The organism is Methylophaga sp. UBA2689, from assembly GCA_002354555.1.
Lineage (GTDB): Bacteria > Pseudomonadota > Gammaproteobacteria > Nitrosococcales > Methylophagaceae > Methylophaga.
The window spans coordinates 13,813-32,725 of record DELT01000065.1 but is presented as its reverse complement, the minus strand read 5'-3'; the positions used below and the strand labels follow the sequence as shown (position 1 = coordinate 32,725).

At 42.3% G+C, this 18,913-nt stretch carries 20 protein-coding genes and 1 riboswitch; of the genes, 10 read left to right on the top strand and 10 right to left on the bottom strand.

What is annotated here, in order from left to right:
* Position 1: 1 nt before the first annotated feature.
* From thiS to B3M51_RS07740, 4 genes are all read right to left on the bottom strand, one after another.
* A complete protein-coding gene (gene thiS / locus B3M51_RS07755; protein ID WP_292482123.1) occupies positions 2-223 on the bottom strand; it encodes a sulfur carrier protein ThiS in 222 nt (73 codons plus the stop codon).
* Positions 213-1,283: an NAD(P)/FAD-dependent oxidoreductase gene (locus B3M51_RS07750; protein ID WP_292758066.1), complete on the bottom strand. Its 1,071-nt coding sequence runs from the start codon at positions 1,281-1,283 to the stop codon at positions 213-215. The genes thiS and B3M51_RS07750 overlap by 11 nt, the downstream gene beginning before the upstream one ends.
* 21 nt (positions 1,284-1,304) lie before the next feature.
* Positions 1,305-3,116, bottom strand: coding sequence for a phosphomethylpyrimidine synthase ThiC (gene thiC / locus B3M51_RS07745; protein ID WP_292758064.1), 1,812 nt, complete (start codon positions 3,114-3,116; stop codon positions 1,305-1,307).
* A gap of 108 nt (positions 3,117-3,224) precedes the next feature.
* Positions 3,225-3,329: riboswitch (TPP riboswitch) on the bottom strand.
* A 50-nt stretch (positions 3,330-3,379) separates the two neighbouring features.
* Positions 3,380-3,592 (bottom strand): hypothetical protein, encoded by a 213-nt coding sequence (locus B3M51_RS07740; RefSeq protein ID WP_292758062.1) that lies wholly within the window; start codon positions 3,590-3,592, stop codon positions 3,380-3,382.
* Between the two features lie 125 nt (positions 3,593-3,717).
* Here B3M51_RS07740 and B3M51_RS07735 point away from each other — a divergent pair, with 125 nt between their 5' ends.
* The 6 genes from B3M51_RS07735 to B3M51_RS07710 all read left to right on the top strand — a co-directional run bounded on the left by B3M51_RS07735 (position 3,718) and on the right by B3M51_RS07710 (position 8,579).
* Positions 3,718-4,266 carry a Smr/MutS family protein gene (locus B3M51_RS07735; protein WP_292758060.1) on the top strand — a complete coding sequence of 183 codons (549 nt, stop codon included), beginning with the start codon at positions 3,718-3,720 and terminating at the stop codon, positions 4,264-4,266.
* 218 nt (positions 4,267-4,484) lie between these two features.
* A complete protein-coding gene (locus tag B3M51_RS07730) occupies positions 4,485-4,850 on the top strand; it encodes a hypothetical protein (RefSeq protein WP_292758058.1) in 366 nt (121 codons plus the stop codon).
* Positions 4,851-4,945: 95 nt separating this feature from the next.
* Positions 4,946-6,247 carry a hypothetical protein gene (locus tag B3M51_RS07725; protein WP_292758056.1) on the top strand — a complete coding sequence of 434 codons (1,302 nt, stop codon included), beginning with the start codon at positions 4,946-4,948 and terminating at the stop codon, positions 6,245-6,247.
* Positions 6,248-6,453: 206 nt separating this feature from the next.
* Positions 6,454-6,987 carry a hypothetical protein gene (locus B3M51_RS07720; protein WP_292758054.1) on the top strand — a complete coding sequence of 178 codons (534 nt, stop codon included), beginning with the start codon at positions 6,454-6,456 and terminating at the stop codon, positions 6,985-6,987.
* A 92-nt stretch (positions 6,988-7,079) separates the two neighbouring features.
* Complete coding sequence (locus B3M51_RS07715; protein WP_292758052.1) at positions 7,080-7,886, top strand: nucleotide-binding protein; 807 nt, start codon at positions 7,080-7,082, stop codon at positions 7,884-7,886.
* A gap of 117 nt (positions 7,887-8,003) precedes the next feature.
* Complete coding sequence (locus B3M51_RS07710) at positions 8,004-8,579, top strand: DUF1415 domain-containing protein (protein WP_292758050.1); 576 nt, start codon at positions 8,004-8,006, stop codon at positions 8,577-8,579.
* A 313-nt stretch (positions 8,580-8,892) separates the two neighbouring features.
* Here the strand turns inward: B3M51_RS07710 and B3M51_RS07705 are convergent, their stop codons facing one another.
* Positions 8,893-9,219 (bottom strand): type II toxin-antitoxin system RelE/ParE family toxin, encoded by a 327-nt coding sequence (locus B3M51_RS07705; protein WP_292758048.1) that lies wholly within the window; start codon positions 9,217-9,219, stop codon positions 8,893-8,895.
* The gene (locus B3M51_RS07700; protein ID WP_292482150.1) at positions 9,194-9,424 is read right to left on the bottom strand and encodes a TA system antitoxin ParD family protein; all 231 of its coding nucleotides are present in this window, start codon (positions 9,422-9,424) and stop codon (positions 9,194-9,196) included. The genes B3M51_RS07705 and B3M51_RS07700 overlap by 26 nt, the downstream gene beginning before the upstream one ends.
* A 339-nt stretch (positions 9,425-9,763) precedes the next feature.
* Here B3M51_RS07700 and B3M51_RS07695 point away from each other — a divergent pair, with 339 nt between their 5' ends.
* Complete coding sequence (locus tag B3M51_RS07695; protein ID WP_292758046.1) at positions 9,764-10,204, top strand: YqaA family protein; 441 nt, start codon at positions 9,764-9,766, stop codon at positions 10,202-10,204.
* Between the two features lie 251 nt (positions 10,205-10,455).
* Here the strand turns inward: B3M51_RS07695 and B3M51_RS07690 are convergent, their stop codons facing one another.
* The 3 genes from B3M51_RS07690 to mltF all read right to left on the bottom strand — a co-directional run bounded on the left by B3M51_RS07690 (position 10,456) and on the right by mltF (position 13,239).
* Entirely contained in the window at positions 10,456-10,659 is a 204-nt protein-coding gene (locus tag B3M51_RS07690; RefSeq protein ID WP_292758044.1) for a hypothetical protein, read from the bottom strand.
* 233 nt (positions 10,660-10,892) lie between these two features.
* Positions 10,893-11,477, bottom strand: a complete 585-nt coding sequence (locus tag B3M51_RS07685) for a type 1 glutamine amidotransferase domain-containing protein (protein WP_292758042.1) — start codon at positions 11,475-11,477, stop codon at positions 10,893-10,895.
* A gap of 394 nt (positions 11,478-11,871) precedes the next feature.
* Positions 11,872-13,239: a membrane-bound lytic murein transglycosylase MltF gene (gene mltF, locus B3M51_RS07680; protein WP_292758040.1), complete on the bottom strand. Its 1,368-nt coding sequence runs from the start codon at positions 13,237-13,239 to the stop codon at positions 11,872-11,874.
* A gap of 535 nt (positions 13,240-13,774) precedes the next feature.
* On the opposite strand from mltF, the gene B3M51_RS07675 reads away from it, so the two are divergent.
* Positions 13,775-15,550 (top strand): autotransporter domain-containing protein, encoded by a 1,776-nt coding sequence (locus tag B3M51_RS07675; RefSeq protein WP_292758038.1) that lies wholly within the window; start codon positions 13,775-13,777, stop codon positions 15,548-15,550.
* A gap of 195 nt (positions 15,551-15,745) precedes the next feature.
* On the opposite strand, the gene B3M51_RS07670 is transcribed toward B3M51_RS07675, so the two are convergent.
* Entirely contained in the window at positions 15,746-17,854 is a 2,109-nt protein-coding gene (locus tag B3M51_RS07670) for a TonB-dependent receptor (protein ID WP_292758036.1), read from the bottom strand.
* A gap of 278 nt (positions 17,855-18,132) precedes the next feature.
* Between B3M51_RS07670 and B3M51_RS07665 the strand changes: the two genes are divergently transcribed.
* A complete protein-coding gene (locus B3M51_RS07665) occupies positions 18,133-18,399 on the top strand; it encodes a hypothetical protein (RefSeq protein ID WP_292758034.1) in 267 nt (88 codons plus the stop codon).
* Positions 18,400-18,430: 31 nt separating this feature from the next.
* Entirely contained in the window at positions 18,431-18,895 is a 465-nt protein-coding gene (locus B3M51_RS07660; protein WP_292758032.1) for a DUF3592 domain-containing protein, read from the top strand.
* Positions 18,896-18,913: the final 18 nt, after the last annotated feature.

Genomic DNA, 18,913 nt, shown 5'->3' with positions numbered 1-18,913 from the left:
GTCAGCCTCCACTGATCGGCGACAGCACATCAATGCGATCGCCAGCTGATAATTGAAAGGTTGAATGTGCCGACTTGGCGATAATATTGTCATTAATCACCACCACAAACCGGCCCTGCTCCCAGCCATGCTCAGCCAGAAAAGCCTGCAAATTTGTGTTTGTCGTTTCTATTGGCAGTTCATTCAAAATAAGTGAAACAGGTTGAATCGACTCAGCTTGCATAACGCACTCCCGAATCTGTTTGTTCTGATAATTTTGTCAGTAATTGATCGACCATCACCGGGCCCAGCAAATAACCATGCCGGTACAATCCGTTGATTTGATACCCCCACTCCTGCTGGCGAATGGTTGGTAAATGATCAGGTAATGCTGGTCGGCAATGTGCCCGCATTTCCAATACCCGGGCTTCAGCAAAACCTTTATGAATGCTGTAAAGCGCGGATAGCAATTCCATGGCACTTCGCACACTGACCGGTGACCGATCTTCCGATTCAATCACCGTTGCGCCAATCACATATTGCTGGTCAGGTCGTGGCGCCAGATACAGCGGATAACGTGGATGCATTAACCGCACGCACTGTTGCAGATTCACTTCCGGTGCATAGACTCGCAGCACCTCACCACGAACTCCGCGTAAATCACTAATATCTGACTTACTGCCATTTCCCCGGCAATCCATCACTGAGGTAAATCTATCCAGCGAATGTCCCAAAGTTTGCTGACACACTTGTTCCAATGTGGCATTAGTTAACGTTTCAATCGGTTCAATGGTTTGCCAGTTGGCGTGTTCGGTTAGAAACTCACCAACCTGCTGATAAAACTGGCGGTTATCCAGACAACTCTCTTGCGGAAAATACAATGCTGACTGAAAGTTTTCTGCCAATTCAGGTGACAGGTTTTGTAACTGCTGAGCATCAATTTGCTGATAATCAGTCACCTCCAAAATATGCGCAGCACGACGCTGATAACGTGACAGTTCAGCCTTATCCCCCTCATGTGCCACCACCAGTGTTCCGGTTTTCGGATAAAACACCGGCTTATCAAACTCTGGCAGCCATTTATCCCACAGCGCCTGACTTTGAATGCCCAGATCACGAATCGACCGATCTGCCGTGACTGCTTCGGTAAACGGCGCGATCATTGAAGCTGCAATAAAACCGGCACTGTCAGTACCGGCTTTATCGTCTGATGACAGGATCGTCACGGCATGGCCGGCCTGAATCAGGCGCCAGCCTGTCAGGCGTCCGATAAGACCACTACCGATAATCAGATAATGCTTCATAGCCTTCTAAATCCAGCCCAATCAAACCTGATGATAGATTTTGCTACCAGCCGCCTTAAACTCTTCCGACTTTTCAGCAAACGCTTCTTTCACATCATGTGAAATTTTCATTGAGCAGAATTTCGGTCCGCACATGGAACAGAAATGCGCTACTTTGGCACTGGGTTTTGGCAGGGTTTCATCATGGAAAGCCCTTGCTGTATCCGGGTCCAGCCCCAGATTGAATTGATCTTCCCAACGGAATTCAAAACGTGCCTTGGAAATCGCATCATCACGTTCATTTGCACCTGGATGACCCTTGGCCAAATCAGCAGCATGGGCAGCAATTTTGTAAGTAATAATGCCGACTTTAACGTCATCTTTGTTCGGCAAACCCAGATGTTCTTTAGGCGTCACGTAACACAGCATTGCCGTACCAAACCAGCCAATCATCGCCGCACCAATGCCCGAGGTAATGTGGTCATAACCCGGAGCAATATCCGTAACCAATGGCCCTAAGGTATAGAAAGGCGCTTCGTGGCAAACTTCCAGTTGCAGATCCATGTTTTCCTTGATCTTGTGCATCGGCACATGACCCGGCCCTTCGATCATTACCTGTACATCATGTTTCCAGGCAATATGCGTTAATTCACCTAAAGTACGCAGTTCAGCAAACTGGGCTTCGTCGTTGGCATCAGCTTGTGAACCAGGACGTAAACCATCACCCAGCGAGAACGACACATCGTAGGCTTTCATGATTTCGCAGATATCTTCAAAGTGCGTGTACAAAAAGCTTTCTTCATGGTGTGCCAGACACCAGGCTGCCATAATCGAACCGCCACGCGACACAATACCGGTAGTACGGTTAACGGTCAGCGGAATATGTGCCAGACGGATACCGGCATGAATCGTAAAATAGCTGACGCCCTGCTCGGCTTGTTCAATTAAGGTGTCACGAAATACTTCCCAGGTCAGATCTTCGGCCACACCGTTGACCTTTTCCAATGCCTGATACAACGGCACGGTGCCGATTGGCACAGGTGAATTACGCAAAATCCATTCACGGGTCTGGTGAATATGTTTACCAGTCGACAAATCCATTACCGTGTCGCCGCCCCAACGGGTGCTCCAGACCATTTTTTCGACTTCTTCTTCAATCGAAGATGTGGTGGCAGAGTTACCGATATTGGCGTTGATTTTCACCAGAAAGTTACGACCGATAATCATCGGCTCAGCTTCAGGGTGATTGATATTGGCTGGAATAATCGCCCGACCTTCAGCGACTTCTTTCCGGACAAATTCCGGGGTGATGTGATTCGGTTTATCAGCTGGCAATTCGCCTTTGGCCTGCAATGCTGCACGGCCCATGCTTTCACGAATGGCGATATATTCCATTTCCGGGGTGATGATGCCCTGACGTGCATAGTGCATCTGGCTGACGTTCTTACCTGGTTTGGCTTTGCGTGGCAGACGACGATTGGTGAACAGCGGAATATCAAATTCCTGATCATCCTGGTCACGGGTAAAGTTAGAACTGAACGCCGGTAACACTTCGGTATCGTCACGCTCTTCAATCCACTGCTGACGAATCGGCGTTAAGCCTTTTTCCAGATCGATGGTTTCAGTGGGATCGGTATAAATACCCGACGTGTCATACACCATGACCGGATCATTCGGCTCACCCGGCAGATTCGGATCACGGTTCGGAGTATCGGTCAGAGAAATTTGACGAAATGGCACCCTGATATCATCACGGCTACCGGTAATATAGATTTTTTCAGAACCCGGTAACGGCTTGGTAGTAATGCCGCTACGGCCCGTAATATCAATGACTTTTGGACTGGCTGATGACATGTGCTTTCCCCTGATTAGAATAAAAAGGTCGGGGGAAATGAAGACGTTGCGCTTTCGCGAACAAGGTGATGGAGATACACGGCGGCTACAGTCAGACAATCAGACGTACCGGCATTCCGGCTTGTTTCCTACGGAGGTTCTAGCCTCTTCAGGTTCAACGGGTTTCATCTCAGCCATTTCTGAAAATTCAGAGTGGCACCCCGACAAGTGGAAATTATCTTAATCCACTAATTTGCCTTTAAGCAAATCAGTGATTGAAAAAATCAAAGCATGGGATAGAGAAAAAAGCCCGCACAGCCTAGAACAACAAGAATAAAAAAGTATTTTGCAAAAGAAATCCCCGACAGCATGTCCAGCAAATCCGGCGGTTGGTTTGCTGTACCAATAGGTTTACTGGCGCGTTTTATTCGCGAAGATTTAGCCTTAGCTGTACTTTGCTGTTTTTCCCAGTAGTAATCCCGATCCTGTAAGCCCATATCTCATCCCTCATCAGAGCTAATAAGTAAAATCAATAACGTTTGAATCGTATCCCAGATGTTATGATTTTGATGTAAGCGATTAGGCTGATTAACGAACCGTTTCTCAAAAAACAGATATTGATATGAGCAAAGATAAAAACATTGATGAGGAACTGGAATTATTTCGTGCTGAAATGAGCGACGCCGAGCCTATCAAACACGATAAATTACTGCATATAAAACCACCGCCTCAACCCAAAGTCAGAAAGCATATCCCTAGTGATCTGGTGAATGATCAAAGCGAGTTTTCCAGCCTGTTCGCTCCCGAAACCGTGGGTAATGAAGAATATCTGGAATATCGTGGGGACGGCATTCAAAACCGCCAATTCGCCAAACTGAAAAGTGGCAGAGTGCATCTCGAAGCCGAACTTGATTTACACGGTCTCACCCTCGCCAAAGCCGAACCCACCCTCTCCCATTTTCTCGAACAATGTCAGCAAGAAAAGATTAGATGCATTCGAATCATTCACGGCAAAGGCTGGGGATCACGTGAGAACAAACCCGTTTTAAAAAGCAAACTCAATCACTGGCTCAGGCAAAGTGATTCCGTATTGGCCTTTTGCAGTGCAACGATTGAAGATGGTGGGACTGGGGCTTTGTATGTTTTGTTGAAGAGGCAGTTTGAGAAGTAAGTTTATAAATCGCCTTTTTATTTTATATTTTTCGGGCCATTGGCCTTTTAATTTTAATTAGGCTTTCTTGGGATGATTTATTTAACTATTATTCAAACAGTTAGATAATCCAACAATGGCGGAGTCAGAATTAGATGGCCGCTTGATAATAATTATTATGAGGCCGAAGGCCTTAATTAACATGCTGTTAGTTGTCATCGGCTTTGTTCGAGAAGTACATGAAATATATAAAAGGTCTCTATTGGTTAGTCGGCTTGATTTTTGTTGTCACGCTGATAAGTCTCTTGGCAGCACACCAGCTAAGAGCGGAATTTACCTGGATATCTCAACTTCATGAAAACGTTTGCAAGGTTAACCTAAGTCCCGATAAGAAGGATTGCGATGAGCTTGCGGAACTAACAGATTCATTGATGAATGTGAAACGCGAGCTCACTACAGAAGAGGTTGCATACTGTTCCATCTTGGAGCTTTTGAAACTTGGAAAGCTTAATAATACATGCAATCAATACCAAGTCGCTGTTGACTTAAAGAACGAAATTGAAGACTTGATGAAGGCAGCAGATGTACTTGAGAAATACAACTAACAAGGCGCTCTTGCCGGACAATTTTTACACGCTTCGCGGTTACAAAATTGCCGCAAAGCATGACGTTAGCCGGTCAAATTAGACAGGAAGGATCGATGGACGAATATTCAATTGAGTCAAAGCAAGAAAAGATATATCACAAAAAAACAAAAGAGTATTTTTCAGAGGTGGTTACCTCCTATAGGGATGGCAGCTATAGATCTTCTGTTGTTATGCTTTGGTCTGTTGCTGTATGTGACTTATTATTTAAAGTTAAACACATGGTCGACATGTACTCTGACACCATAGCCGAGTCAATCTTGGATGAAGTTAAAGCGATGCAGTCAGCTAATGAACGCTCTTCTGACTGGGAAATAAAGCTCGTAGAACTAGTAAAAGAAAAGACTGCAATTATTGATATTTCAGATTTTGAAAACCTTATGCACTTGCAGCGCCAAAGGCATTTGTCGGCACACCCTGTTTTGACGCAAGGGTATGAATTACACCGACCAAATAGGGAAACAGTCCGCGCACTTATAAGAAACACTCTTGATGGTGTTTTGATTAAGCCTCCTATATATACACGACAAATATTTCAAGAGTTTATAAATGATATATCCGCCTCTTCTGCTGTACTTATTGATAAAGAGAAACTAAAGAAATATCTCGAAAGTAAGTATCTTTCTCGAATTGATATCAATGTTGAGATGAGCTTATTCAGGTCGCTATGGAAGCTTGTTTTTCGTGTGCAAAATGAAGAATGTGAAAAGAACAGAGCAATTAACTACTGGGCTCTAGAAATAATTTATGAGAGGTCATATGAGAAAATATTAACTGATATTGAGTCTGATAAAGATTACTACGCAAACATTGCTAATTCTGGGACGCCTGCCACATTTTTGATTTACTTCCTGTCAAGGAAGCCAGTGATCCACACTGCACTTAATGATGCAGCAAAAATGATTATAGCTCACATATGCGAAAACAATAGCAGCTCAAGATGCCTTTGCTATTTTCTAAAAGAGTCCATTGAGCAGCATTGCGATGATTTAATTGGATGGATTGTAAGTGATGCGTATCCAACGCTTCAAGACTCAGACATATCAAGTTTAATTAATATGTCTGACTCACCTGAATGGAGTCTGCTGAGTAAAAAAATACTTAATTCATACTACGCCACTAGCGTAGATTATGATGATGCGGATACTAGGTTCTATAAAGCAATAAGAGATTACATTAAGGATTATGATCAAGAAGCACTAACTGACTTCATGGTAAAAGCACAGAACAACTCGCAGACGTATGATAGGCGAGGGGCAAAATATGACCATAGGTTAATCAAAGAAAGATGTGATGAAGTTCTAGGGGAAGACTTTGACTATTTGGAATATAGAACATTTATTCGGTCAACGGAGTAACCGTCGGCTAACAAGCGCTGCTGTCGGACAAGTTTTCCGCTGCACTTCATATTTCGCTTAGGCATAAGTTAAAGAACTAAAACACATCAAGGGGTCAGCCAACTTGAAAATTTTAATTTTTACTCTGAATTCATTATAAACGTGCTTATCAGCGGGCAGCGCTCCTAACTTTGCAGTAAGTTTTTAGAGGGCATGAGATGCATCATATGTTAGAAGCTGATTACGGCTTAGGCCCCTTGACTGATGTAGAAGACATTCTCATGGGAGGGCTAAATAAGCTCGTTGAGAGAAACGAAAACGAGCCTTGGTTTGATGGACTTTGGTTGAACGAATATGGTGAAGTCCTTTTTGGTTCCCTCTTAGTTGCATGTCAGGCATATTGTGTAGGGTGCTTAAACGATATAAATAAAATTCGAGAAGATTTTGGACTTAAAGCACTTAGCAAAATTGAAGCATATCGAGATCATAGTTCTTCAAGGAATAATTTTTCAGCTATCGAACTCATAAATGCTGCTGCGAATTATTTTAAGCACCGTGATGAATGGGGTGCTCTCTGGCCCAATAACTTAACGAGCCAAACTTTGGCAACTTATTCAATTACTTCGGAAAATGAATTCCCGCTAAAAGAAGTTCAAGAAATTATTGAAAACGAGCTTGGGTACAGTAATTTATGTTTTTTGCTCTCGGAGTGGCGAAAAGACTTAATTAAAAAGTCTAAGAACGAAGCTAAAAAAATTTGATGCATTATTCTGTATTTCTTTCGATTATTTCGGCTGTCTTAATTTGACGTAGCGATGATATATAACACTCAATCAAGTACGGAGATCATGAGTTGAGAAAACCACGATTATTTATAGCGTCCTCGCTTGAGAGTCTTCCAATAGCCGAGGCCGTGAATGTCAATTTAGACCACGATTTTGAGGTTACCATCTGGAAAAGTGGGACTTTCAAACTTTCCTCCTCAACAATCGAGGATCTTGTAGAAAAATCCTCCACTGTAGATTTTGCACTGTTTATTTTTGCGCCTGACGACATTACAACAATCAGAAATCGAAAAGAACATGTTGTTAGGGATAACGTAATATTTGAAATGGGGCTATTTGTAGGCGCAATTGGAAAGTCCAGGTCTTTTGTGCTTAAGCCTCGTGATACAGATATGCACTTACCAACTGATCTGTTGGGCGTGACTCCGGCTGATTATGATGCGAACCGATCTGATGGCGATTTGGTTTCGGCAACTAATAGGGCCTGCTCGTTAATTAAAGCGGAACTAATACGCATAGGACTAATAAACCACGCTAGTCTTTCCGAATCCAGAGCACTAATTGCTAATCCAGCCAACTATGAACTAAAAGAACAAGACTACAAATTTTTGGCTGCTTGTCTACAAAGTCACGTTGCAGACCCAGTTGGGCTTCCATTCCATAGAATATCTAATAACTTTAGGGGCGTAAGCGAATCTATTCTTCAAATATCATCTATTAAACTCGAGCGTATGGGCCTAATAAGCAAAACCATAGAAACTGATCCACAGGATGGTTATGATTATTACTCATATTCAATCACTGAGCTGGGTGTTGATGAACTATTGAAAAACGAAGATACACTTCAGCCTAAAGCTCAAGTGGAACCAGATTAATACGATGATGATATACCGTTCTAAACATCAAAGTTATCAAGGAGGTCAGCCAACTTGAAAACAATGAATCAATAGTGTCAGAGTGTTTGATTTTGGATGACGATATATGAAAGACGAATGAAGAAATTATCACGACCAAGTGAGATCCGAAATGACGAGGAAATTGTTATATCGGTCCAGCAGTGGGTTAACACTTTTGTGATGGAAATGAATCTTTGCCCATTTGCTAAGTATGAGATGCTGAACAATCGGGTGCGATTTGCTACCACAAGAGCGATTACGGAAGAGCAATTGTTGATGTCACTGCAAGACGAGCTGGAACTGCTCAATAGTGATCCGTCAGTTGAAACTACGCTGCTGATTCACCCAAATGTATTGCAGGACTTTTATGACTACAATCAGTTTTTGAGTAATGCCGATAACCTCCTTTTGGAAATGGGACTGGAAGGTACCTATCAGATCGCCAGTTTTCATCCAGATTACCAATTTGGCGGCACAAATCCGGACGATGCTGAGAATTATACAAACCGCTCTCCCTACCCCTTGTTGCACCTTATTCGGGAGGCGAGTCTTGAGCGAGCTATTGTGGAATATCCTGATGTCGATCAAATTCCAATACGAAACGTGGCACTAATGAATAGTCTGGGACACAATAAGCTGCAGGCGTTATTTGAGAGCCTATTTAAACTTTAGGGAGCAGTTGTAATTTAGGAAAATGAAGACGTTTGCAAACTTGAAAATATTCAAATCAAAAGGGGCAGATTCAATTTCCACGCTTGATTAATTGCTCACGAGATTGTTGGGTTTCGTAAACTCAACCCAACCTACCCTATTTATAAATCCAGAGAGATCAAAGGGATCAGAGTCGATTCAAATTAAATTCACAACTATCAATGGTAACTGACCTCATTTATGCGGTTCAAGGGGTCAGCCAACTTGAAAAAATAGTGGATATATCTAATCAATTAGTCCGACTCTAACTGTCTCCTTCATCAGCATTGATTTACTAAGATTTAATCAGTTTCTGATCAACTTTTCGCTGCCCTTTCATCTTTTTATAGAAGTTTTCGTGAGAACCTAGTTGAAGCAGGTATATCTCAAGCCTGTCTTCGATCCACGAGTAACCTAAAAGAGCCAGTTGTTTATCAAGTTGGAATTTGTGCACTCTCAAAAAAGCTAAATCGCCTTTTTTCTGCTCCCCTATTTCAGGGTCTTCAATGATTTTTTCTATCTCATCTTCAACCACTTTGAGTTGCGCTTCTGTCAGCTTTTTAATGGCTTTCTCAAATCGTCGCGATTCATAAACATTAATTTCGTTTTGTTCTTCTGACATAAGGTTTAACTAATCCTTGTTTGACTTCTTCGGTCGCCAATAAAGATTCACGTACAAATTCATACGACAAGTCCGGGTTGTCGATCATGATTTGGCCAATTTTTGCCCAATACTCTATTTGCTTAGGTAAGGAGCGGCTTTCTGCTTCTGCATGAACTCTGGCCTCAGTAACAAACTCATCATCCAGTCTTACGCTAGTAGCCATATTTAATACCTTTCATCTCTATGTTTTGGGTTCATCAATACGATGAATATTTATGGCAAGAGTATGCGACAATTTGTCGCGTTACGCAACATGTAGCCACATTTCTAGTGAACAATATTGAAACTCAGTATATTGTTAAGTTACGCCTCAAAAATCAATGGGGTCAGGATGTTTGAAAGTCCGGAGATTGTTGGGTTTCGTAAACTCAACCCAACCTACCCTATTTATAAATCCAGAGAGATCAAAGGGATCAACTCGATTGAAATTCACTTCACAACAATCAATGGTATCTGACGCCATTAATTGCAATTTTTTCCCTTGCTACAGACATTAAGCATCATGGAATATTTCTTAGAACTCGGACATATTGGTCTTTTCATCTCTGCATTTTTAGCTGCAACGATTTTACCGTTAAGCTCAGAAATTGTTTTGAGTGCTTTATTGCTGAGTGGTTTATCACCTATTACGCTAGTCATCATTGCCACAATAGGAAATGTTTTGGGTTCACTCACAAACTATGCTCTAGGTTACTGGGCTAGCTTGGTTGTGGTAAAAAAGTGGTTAAGGATGTCGGAAGATGATTTCGTGCGAGCAGAACAGCGTTTTGTTAAATACGGCATGTTTGCGTTGTGTTTTGCCTGGGTTCCAATAATCGGTGACCCATTAACCGTTATGGCAGGTGTTTTGCGGGTTCGCTTAAAGTGGTTTCTTATCTTGGTGACTGCGGGTAAATTTCTGCGTTATGTCGTTATTAGTTACATGGTATTGAACATAAATTGACGGATACATCAAACGATCAACAATAAAAAGAGACCGATCCCGTAGGTTGGGTTGAAGCATGAAACCCAATATTTCATAAATGACGCAACGTTATCTAATTGTTGGGTTTCGTAAACTCCCCCCTACACGGTTTTTAGGAATAAGTTCAAAATTTAACAAAGAGGTCAGACGCATTTGAAATACAGATAATGCCTATTTAAATTCAAAAAAGTCTGGCCTCTTTGATTAAATAGAGAATTTACTGGTTCTTTTCAGTAGCTCTTCTTCAGAAGCTCTTTTCCTTTTTCTACTAATCGCTGATTTTGCTCCTGAACTTCTCTGAAAAATTGAGCAAGGGCTTCATCCCCCTCATTTTGTGCATCTTCTATATATTGTCTGCAGATCTCGCTTCCCTGAGCTGCATGGTAGACGACGCTAATTAAATCATAATTTTTATCTTTAATTGGAATAGCCATATTTTTCTCCTAAAATTTGATGAATTTACAAGAATCAGGCGGTTATTCAGCTTTATAGGCTTATGATTTCGCTGTGTTATTTTGGGATCCTTTGGAGATTGTTGGGTTTCGTAGACTCAACCCAACCTACCCTATTTTTAAAAACCCGGGGATCAACTAACTTAAAAAAAAGGGCAGATTTATTTAATTAACTAAAATAAACCCGCCCCATTTTCGATATCTAATCCGGCTAATCAGGTCCGCTGGCGTTGATGTTTGCCTTCGGCGAATTCCTCAATGGCTTTGCTGCAGAACGCTTCGAGATCATCAGGTTTCCGGCTGCTCACCAGCCCTTGATCCACCACGACTTCCTGATCCACCCAGTTGCCACCTGCATTCTGAATATCGGTACGCAGGCTTGGCCAGGATGTGAGTTTCCGCCCGTGAACAACATCAGCCTCTACTAGCGTCCAAGGGCCATGACAGATCACAGCTACGGGTTTCTTTTCGGTAAAAAATGCCCGAACAAACTCGACTGCATTTTGGTTCGTGCGAAGCGCATCCGGGTTGGCTACGCCGCCTGGCAGTACCAAGCCATCATAATCTTCGGCTGATGCATCAGCGACGGTTTTATCCACCTGAAACGCATCGCCTTTATCGAGATGATTAAAGCCTTGGACTTTGCCATCTTTCAAAGCTATCAATTCCGTTTCGGCGCCTGCAAGCTTGATCTGCTCCCAGGGTGTCGTTAATTCCACTTGTTCAAAGCCGTCAGTGACGAGAAACGCAATTGTTTTGCCTTCCAGGGACTTTCTATTTTCTGTTGCTGAATTTTGCATTGGTTTGGCCTCCTGATAAGTTGAGCGCTAATCACAATTATGTTTTAAGCGCTGAAGGTAACTACCAGAATTAAACGCAAGGACAATGCCAGTTGAAAATATACCGCGGAGACCGTTACTAGTCGTGATTGTTGGTATCCAGCCCAACTTTTCAGCTTCTCAGAAAATGAACTTTTTACAACTCCGTCAGTAAGAATTACAGCTTAAGTCCGTTCCCATTTAGGAGCGTAGGAACAAGGTGTATGGAAGGTTGGCGCTGAGGAACAAAGCCCAACAATTACATTCCCACACAAGAGCATGGGAACAAGGTGCATGGTAGGTTGACGCTGAGACACGAAGCCCAACAATTACATTCCCACACAAGAGCATGGTAACGAGAGTTTATGGTGGATACTCAGTCTGTAAAGACCGGCTTAATCACGTCACGGTAGTTACGAATACGTTGCACATAATGAACAGGTTCATAGCCACGAGCATAGCCATAACGGGTACTGGGATAATACCGTTTGTCTGCTTTCAGTGGCAGTACCTCACGCATATCTGACCAGGAATCCGGGTTTTTACCTAACTCCCGGGCCAGCTGCCGGGCGTCTAATAAATGCCCTCGACCAATGTTGTAGCTGGCAAGTGCCAGGTAAGTTCGATCGGGTTCGGGAATTGATTCAGGTAAGCGTTCATGACGATCAGCAAGATAACGTGCGCCAGCTTCTATGGCTTCTTCCGGATCAGTACGGTCTTCCACGCCCAGTTCTTCGGCTGTTGCCTGGGTAAGCATCATGATGCCCCGCACTCCTGTTGGGGATACGGCTTTTGGATTCCAGTTTGATTCCTGATACGCCAGGGCGGCCAGCAGGTCTGCAGGCATGCCAGTGCTTTCTTCTGCTGTTTCGAATTCATCGATATAACGTTTCAGGCGTTTATCAATACTACGATTGAGTGCACGTAAATCAACAAAATCAAACTCGCTGATGTAGCTGTAATAACGACTTTCCATCCGACCAATGGCTTGATCACCTTCACGGCTGTTCATCCACTCATGAGCATCGTCAGCAATGGCTCTGAATTTATTAGGTGCATACCAGCCGAGATTACGGCCATCGGTAAGATCCATGGCAACTTCCAGATAAGGAAAATGCCGTTGCATAATATTAACGATATTGGCGTCAGCCACTGTGCATGGGATGTTTTTTTCTGCCACTTCGGTAAGAATCAACTCACTGGTTCGTGAGTCTTCACGAAACTGTATGTCAGCAAGATCAGCATGAATTTCTTTGAGAGTGTCTACGTAACTGGAATCTTCCGTCACCACAATCTCAAAGTCACTTAAAGCATCGTATGAATCAGGTAATGGACGCAGCTCCCGATGACAAACCAGTTGTTCGGTCACTTCGGTATGTGCTGGACCCTTAGCGTATTTTGCATTACGAAGTGTGTTAAGGGTAAGGCCTGCTGCGGCCAGATGCACTGAAGAATCGTCGAGGGCTTTGATTACCGCTGAGGTTGAGTCATACATTGTCCACTCCACTTCCCAGCCACGAGCGGCAGCATACTCTGTTATTAATGCATATTCAGGTCCGGTCGGATTTTCATGACGGTCTAAAAAATAAGTAGTTGAACCGTTACGTGTAGCAACGTGTAAAACTCCACTTTCAGCTGGTGCTGTCAGATTTTGGTTGGCTCGTTGAGACTCGCTTGAGCAAGCAGGGATTAATAAAATGGTGACCACACCAAAAAGCAGTGGACGCATACCTTTAATCGACAAAATAACTCCTCTGATTGATTAGTCAGTTACTGTTTTGACAGTAATTGTGTAAATCGTTCAGAAAAGTTTAGGAATGGTTTTTATCCCTATCACTCAAATTTATCTTCGACGAATGGATTTGCTTTGATTTCTATTTATAAGATAAAAATATAAACATTGCTATTAATATTTATCTTTCTCTATATGCATTAATTATATTTTTGAGTTACAAGATAATTGCAAAACGAATTTTTCTCTTTTTTAATTATTATTTATGATGAATTTGTAATACTTTATAAACAATTTAACCGCGTTATTTAAAAAGTGATAACCTTTAAAAACTTCCTAAAGGCTTGGTCTGAGTGCCGTAATTGAAGTGTTCAAAAATGAAATCCAAAGGCCTTTAGCAAAATAAATTTAATCAATTGAAATAATAAGTTACTTATCTACTTCGACTCTAAGCGATTAGTAATCTCAATAAAAAACGTAGTTTTACTTTCCGCTGCTCAACCAAAAAAATTTGCAGTATTAAGCCTAGCTCACTGGAGTAACAGAGTTGAAGTTAATTATTTCCATCTTATTGGTATTGTTTACTCTACCTGCGTTTGCCCTGTGTAATGGCGGCGTGACAGTCACAACTACCCTGGAAGTGACGGCCAGTTGTAATGGGGGCAATGTGAAGGGACTGACGCTTGATACCGGAACCGATGTCACCATCGCTTCAGGGGTAACGGTGTCAAATGATGCGCCGTTTGGTGTGAATGGCCGGTCAGTGGTTATTTTGGAAACAGCAACTTCAGCCAAGCTTGTCAATAACGGATCAATTTATACTAATAATCAATGGGGTGTATGGAACAAATCAGGCGGGAAAGTTGATGTGGTTAACTTTGGTCAAATCACCGGTGTAGTCAGATACGGCATTAGTAATCAATCAACAATCACCTCCTTAACTAATATTGGCAGTATTAAAGGTGGATTTGCCAGCATCGGAAATGCAAGTGCCTCATTACAGATCCTTAATAACTTTCAAGGTTCGCATACAACTGGGCCCTTAAATATTCGTGGTAACTTACCTGAAAATTACAACATCATTATTAAAAGTCCAACGCAATATGGTCAGTTCTCAGCTTTAAGTTTCGCACCCGGTAATATTCAAATTTCCGCTGCAAACAATGGAAATATGGCGTTCAACATATACGGTAATTTGGGCACAACACTTGTTTCCGGGGTGGATGCTTCTGTTGTATCTGAGGGAAGATACCTGGAAGTTTTGCAGGATTTTCCGACCCTCAACAATATTTCAGACACCACTGGTACTTATGGTCGTTTTAACTACAGTCTGGTGGCAAATGAAAGCTTGTTAAATGCCTGGGATTTATTATTTAAATTTGCCGGTCCATCGGCTATTGATACCCAAGCCTCTGTTCAATCTCTAGCATCAGACCTACGCGGCGGATTTTCACAGCAGCTTATTGCTACAAACTTTGCCAACATGAATACTTACGACTGTGATTTGTTTGATACCAGAGGTTTTTGTGTCTCTGTGGGTGGCCAACAGACCTATGTGGATAATCCCAGCACGCATGAGACTTCTGCCGTAATCGTAGTGGGCTACAAAGCCACACCAACCCTTCGCTTAGGTGGCTTTTTAAACCACAATTTCAATACTGATACCGTCGACAGTGTGGATATTTCAAATGCAAATCCACTGATGGGAATATTTATCGTCTGGAACCAAAATGCAGACCACTTGGGCTATCAATTTAAAATTGCCAATGCTTATCAGGATAAAAATTTAACAACTACTCGCGAGATCATGAATACCTCAGAAGCCGGTGTTGGTGACACGTCCATCAATACCCAAAGCTATGTGGGTGAATTAAGTTACAGCTTCCTGGTGAATGAAGCGAGAACCTTAGTCAGGCCATATGCCGCTTTGCGTTATACCCGAATCAAACAGGATGCCTATACAGAAGAAGGTTCTATCTTTTCGCCTTTGACCTATGCCGCTCTTGAAGACCGTTCAACCGTCGCTTTAGTGGGTATGAAGCTCAATCAGAAACTGACAGAAAAAGTGAATCTCACCGGTAGTTTGGGTATTGAACATGATCTTTCCCACTCCGTAGATGACTTAACAGCGACGGGCGTCAGTGGTTTAACCAGTGAGAACTTTAATGACAGTCTTAGCCGAACACGTCCAGTGGCAAGCATTGGTGCATATTTCAGCCCTGCCATTAACCAACGGATCTCAGCTGACTTTTACTATCAGCAATTGCCATTTCAAAGTACAGGCTCTGCTACCGCCTACGTAAATTACACTATCGGCTTGTAATTAAAGCGGGTTAGTTAATATGGGTAGAGAAAAACGTGTTTCATAGGTTCATATGAATATTTAAAGTAGGTGTTATTGCCTTATCCTAAGGACATCAAGGACTTAATTTAAACACGCTCGTCCCCACGCAGGAGCGTGGGAACGAGGGTTTATGGTAGGTTGGCGCTGAGGCAAGAAGCCCAACATAATCTGCTGTTAAAAATCCAGTGAGTAACCCAACGTTACCGTTCGGCCACGACCTTTAAAATAACGGGTTGGATTGGCCTGTGCAGATTGGGAATAATAGGTGAAGTAATCTTTATTCAACAGGTTAGCAAACGCCAGATTAAGTTTACCCGCGGGTAATTTATAACCGAATGATGCATCCACCAATGTGTAACTATCAAAATCCAATTCCGGGTTCTCATCAAACCGGCGAGTAAAGTTATGACTAGCCTGGATAAAAGAGCTTAATTTAGGCGTCCAGTTTGCTGACCAGCTGGCAATTAGACGATTTGGCGGAATATCGGCACCCGTCAGGTCTCTGTCCACCTGGCCGTCGCCATCACTATCCGATCTACCATTAATATGTGAATAGCTGAGTTGGAGATGATTCGCTTTATTTACCTGATACCCCAACGTCGTTTCTACACCACTGATTTCAGTTTCTTCACGCTGGATGAAAAAGTCATCACCAACCTGCTGCAGTCTGGAACCTAAATCTGAATCTGATTGGTAATAGCTGATTTCAAAGTCCACTTGCTGCCAGTCAATACGCAAGCCAATTTCACTGTTTTCCGTCACTATCGGTTGTAAATCCAGGAAATTATCGACATTCAATCCGGGTGTGTTAATTCCACGTAATACTCGACCAACATCGGGCATACCAAAACCTTCTGAGTAATTAGCAAATACACTTAACCATGAGGTTGGGCGGACTACTGTTCCTATATTAAATAACGTTTCACTGAATTCAGGGTTACCGCCCTCCACTGTTACACCATTTCTGCTCGCCACGGTTTGATATGTATCGACATTTAACTTGGCTTTTTCGTAACGCAAACCGGTGTTGAAAACAACAGATTCCATTGGCTTGAATTGCGCTTGAATAAAGGGCGCGTAATTTTTGAATTGTGTCTCTGGCACATAACTTCTATCGGTCAGCATTAATCGCTGTTCGGTGGTGTCTTCAAGAATATCGATACCAGTTGTCAGTTTGAGTTTGTCATCAAATAAGCCATCTTTCATTAAGGTAAATTTGGCACCGTTTTTATCGGATTCATTTTGTGATTGGTCAAATCCCTCTGGGGCCAGAACCGGATCAACAAAACTTGGAGAATCAATCACACCAAATAATGCTTCAAATTCCTGTCGATAAGCCTGGGCGGTGAATTCCATTCCGGCCAGATCAAAGTTTTTATAGGTAAGGCTGGTGGTTAATACCCGATTTCTCGGCGCATCGCCCATTGGGGTCACATTGACGGAAGTTGTGGGTGTACCGGTGGCCAAATTGCCATCAACACTGGTGTAGTTATTATTACCTTCCAGCTGGAAACGGTTAATGGACAACTCCAGATTCTGGTTATCATCAAACCAATATCCGAGTTTGGCAAAGACATCGTAACTGCGTGAATCCATCAGATCACCCTGCGTGTTATCGACGCCGATAGGGTCTTCATCATCATCCAGATACAGGCCTTGCGTTTCATAACTCAAGCCCAGACTGTATTCCCAATTATTCTGGCTTCCCAGTAAGCTGTAGTCAGCCCGATAGCCCATGGTTTCAGCATCAATTTTATTGGTCGGCATGGTGGTCGAAACCGACATACGCTGCTTTAGTGTATTAGCCGTAGGTCGCTTGGTAATAAAATTGATAATGCCACCGGTGGCACCTAAACCGTGAATAGCACTCGCACCATGAATCACTTCAATACGCTCAACCATTGATAAATCAATAGTATGTCCATCGCGTTGTGAGTCTCTTAATGGATTGGACTGTGGAACACCGTCTATCAGGAAAAGTGGAGATCGACCGCGAAAGGTTTCCCCTGCACTGCTCAATTTTTGTCGGCTGGGAGAAAAAGATGGTAGCAAACTGCTGAGCACCTGAGAGGTATCACTGGAAAATTCCATTTGTTGCTGTATTTGATCTTGGCTAATAACAGTAACGACTTGTGGAGAATCTTTTAGCAATGTGTCCGAGCGGGTTGAAGTGATGGTCAGTTCGTCCAGTTTAACAGCATCTTCATCGGCCATTACCCCGACCGATAAGGATAGCGTTGGTAACAAAAACAACATTTGTTGTGTGAGCTTTTTCCGTGGCATCAATTTCTCCGTTCGAATATCAAAAGCTCAACATATTAAACTTAATCTAAATCATTATCAATTGCATAAAGCGTGTTGATTAGCAAATTTGCATAGACCATAAAGGATTGCTACCTTTCAAATTAGTTGTTAAACGATGAGTTTGTGAAAGGTGTAACGCAACCTAAATCCTCGCTGAGGATTAACTGAGAGCTAATAAATCAATCAATGAAAGATAAATGGTTGCAAAGGTGTATTTATTTTTGAATAAACATTAAGAACAATCTGGAAAAAAGCTGATGAATACTAATGCAGATACCTCAATCAAATGGCGTGTTACTCTCACAGCAGTTGTTACATTGTTGTATTGGTACTGGGAAAGTAAAACTTCCGGCAATATCAGAATAGATTTGTTTTTGATTTACCCTGTTTTAACTGCTATTTATATGATTGCGTTATGGTCAAAATTCAGGATTTATGCTGTTTTTATATCATTAGTTCTTATGATTATTAACTTTATATTTTTTATGATTTCTTATGATCTTTTTAATAAAAATCCGGGCTGAGCATGACGTTTTACATTAATGAGTTATAACAATGAACATAGCTTTATTAGCAGGATTGGCGTTAACCCTGTTTGGCATTTATTTGTTAAAGCATTCTTTGAGCAATTATCAGAAAGCGTTGGCAAGCCAACGTTGGCCAAGTGTTACCGGGCAATTAACTGATGTGTTGCTTTGGGGGTCACGAAATATAGGTGGGGAAATAAAAGAAGTTGAAAAGCTGAATGTAGAATATAACTATCAAATTAATGGCCAGAACTACACTGGAACATTACCCACCTTTTATACGTTGATGTACCCGGAAACTCTAGAGTTTGCCAATCAACATCCAGTTAATAGTAATATCAAAATTTATTACAACCCGAAAAATCCCTCTGAATCTGTATTGATCCCTGGCCCCAGAAAAGACAAACCATACAGTGACTTAATTCTGGGTTTCTTAGGTGTCATAATCGGCGCTGCCATTGCGGTTCTTAGCTGGATGGGCATCATAGGATAACTACCCAAAAACTCATTA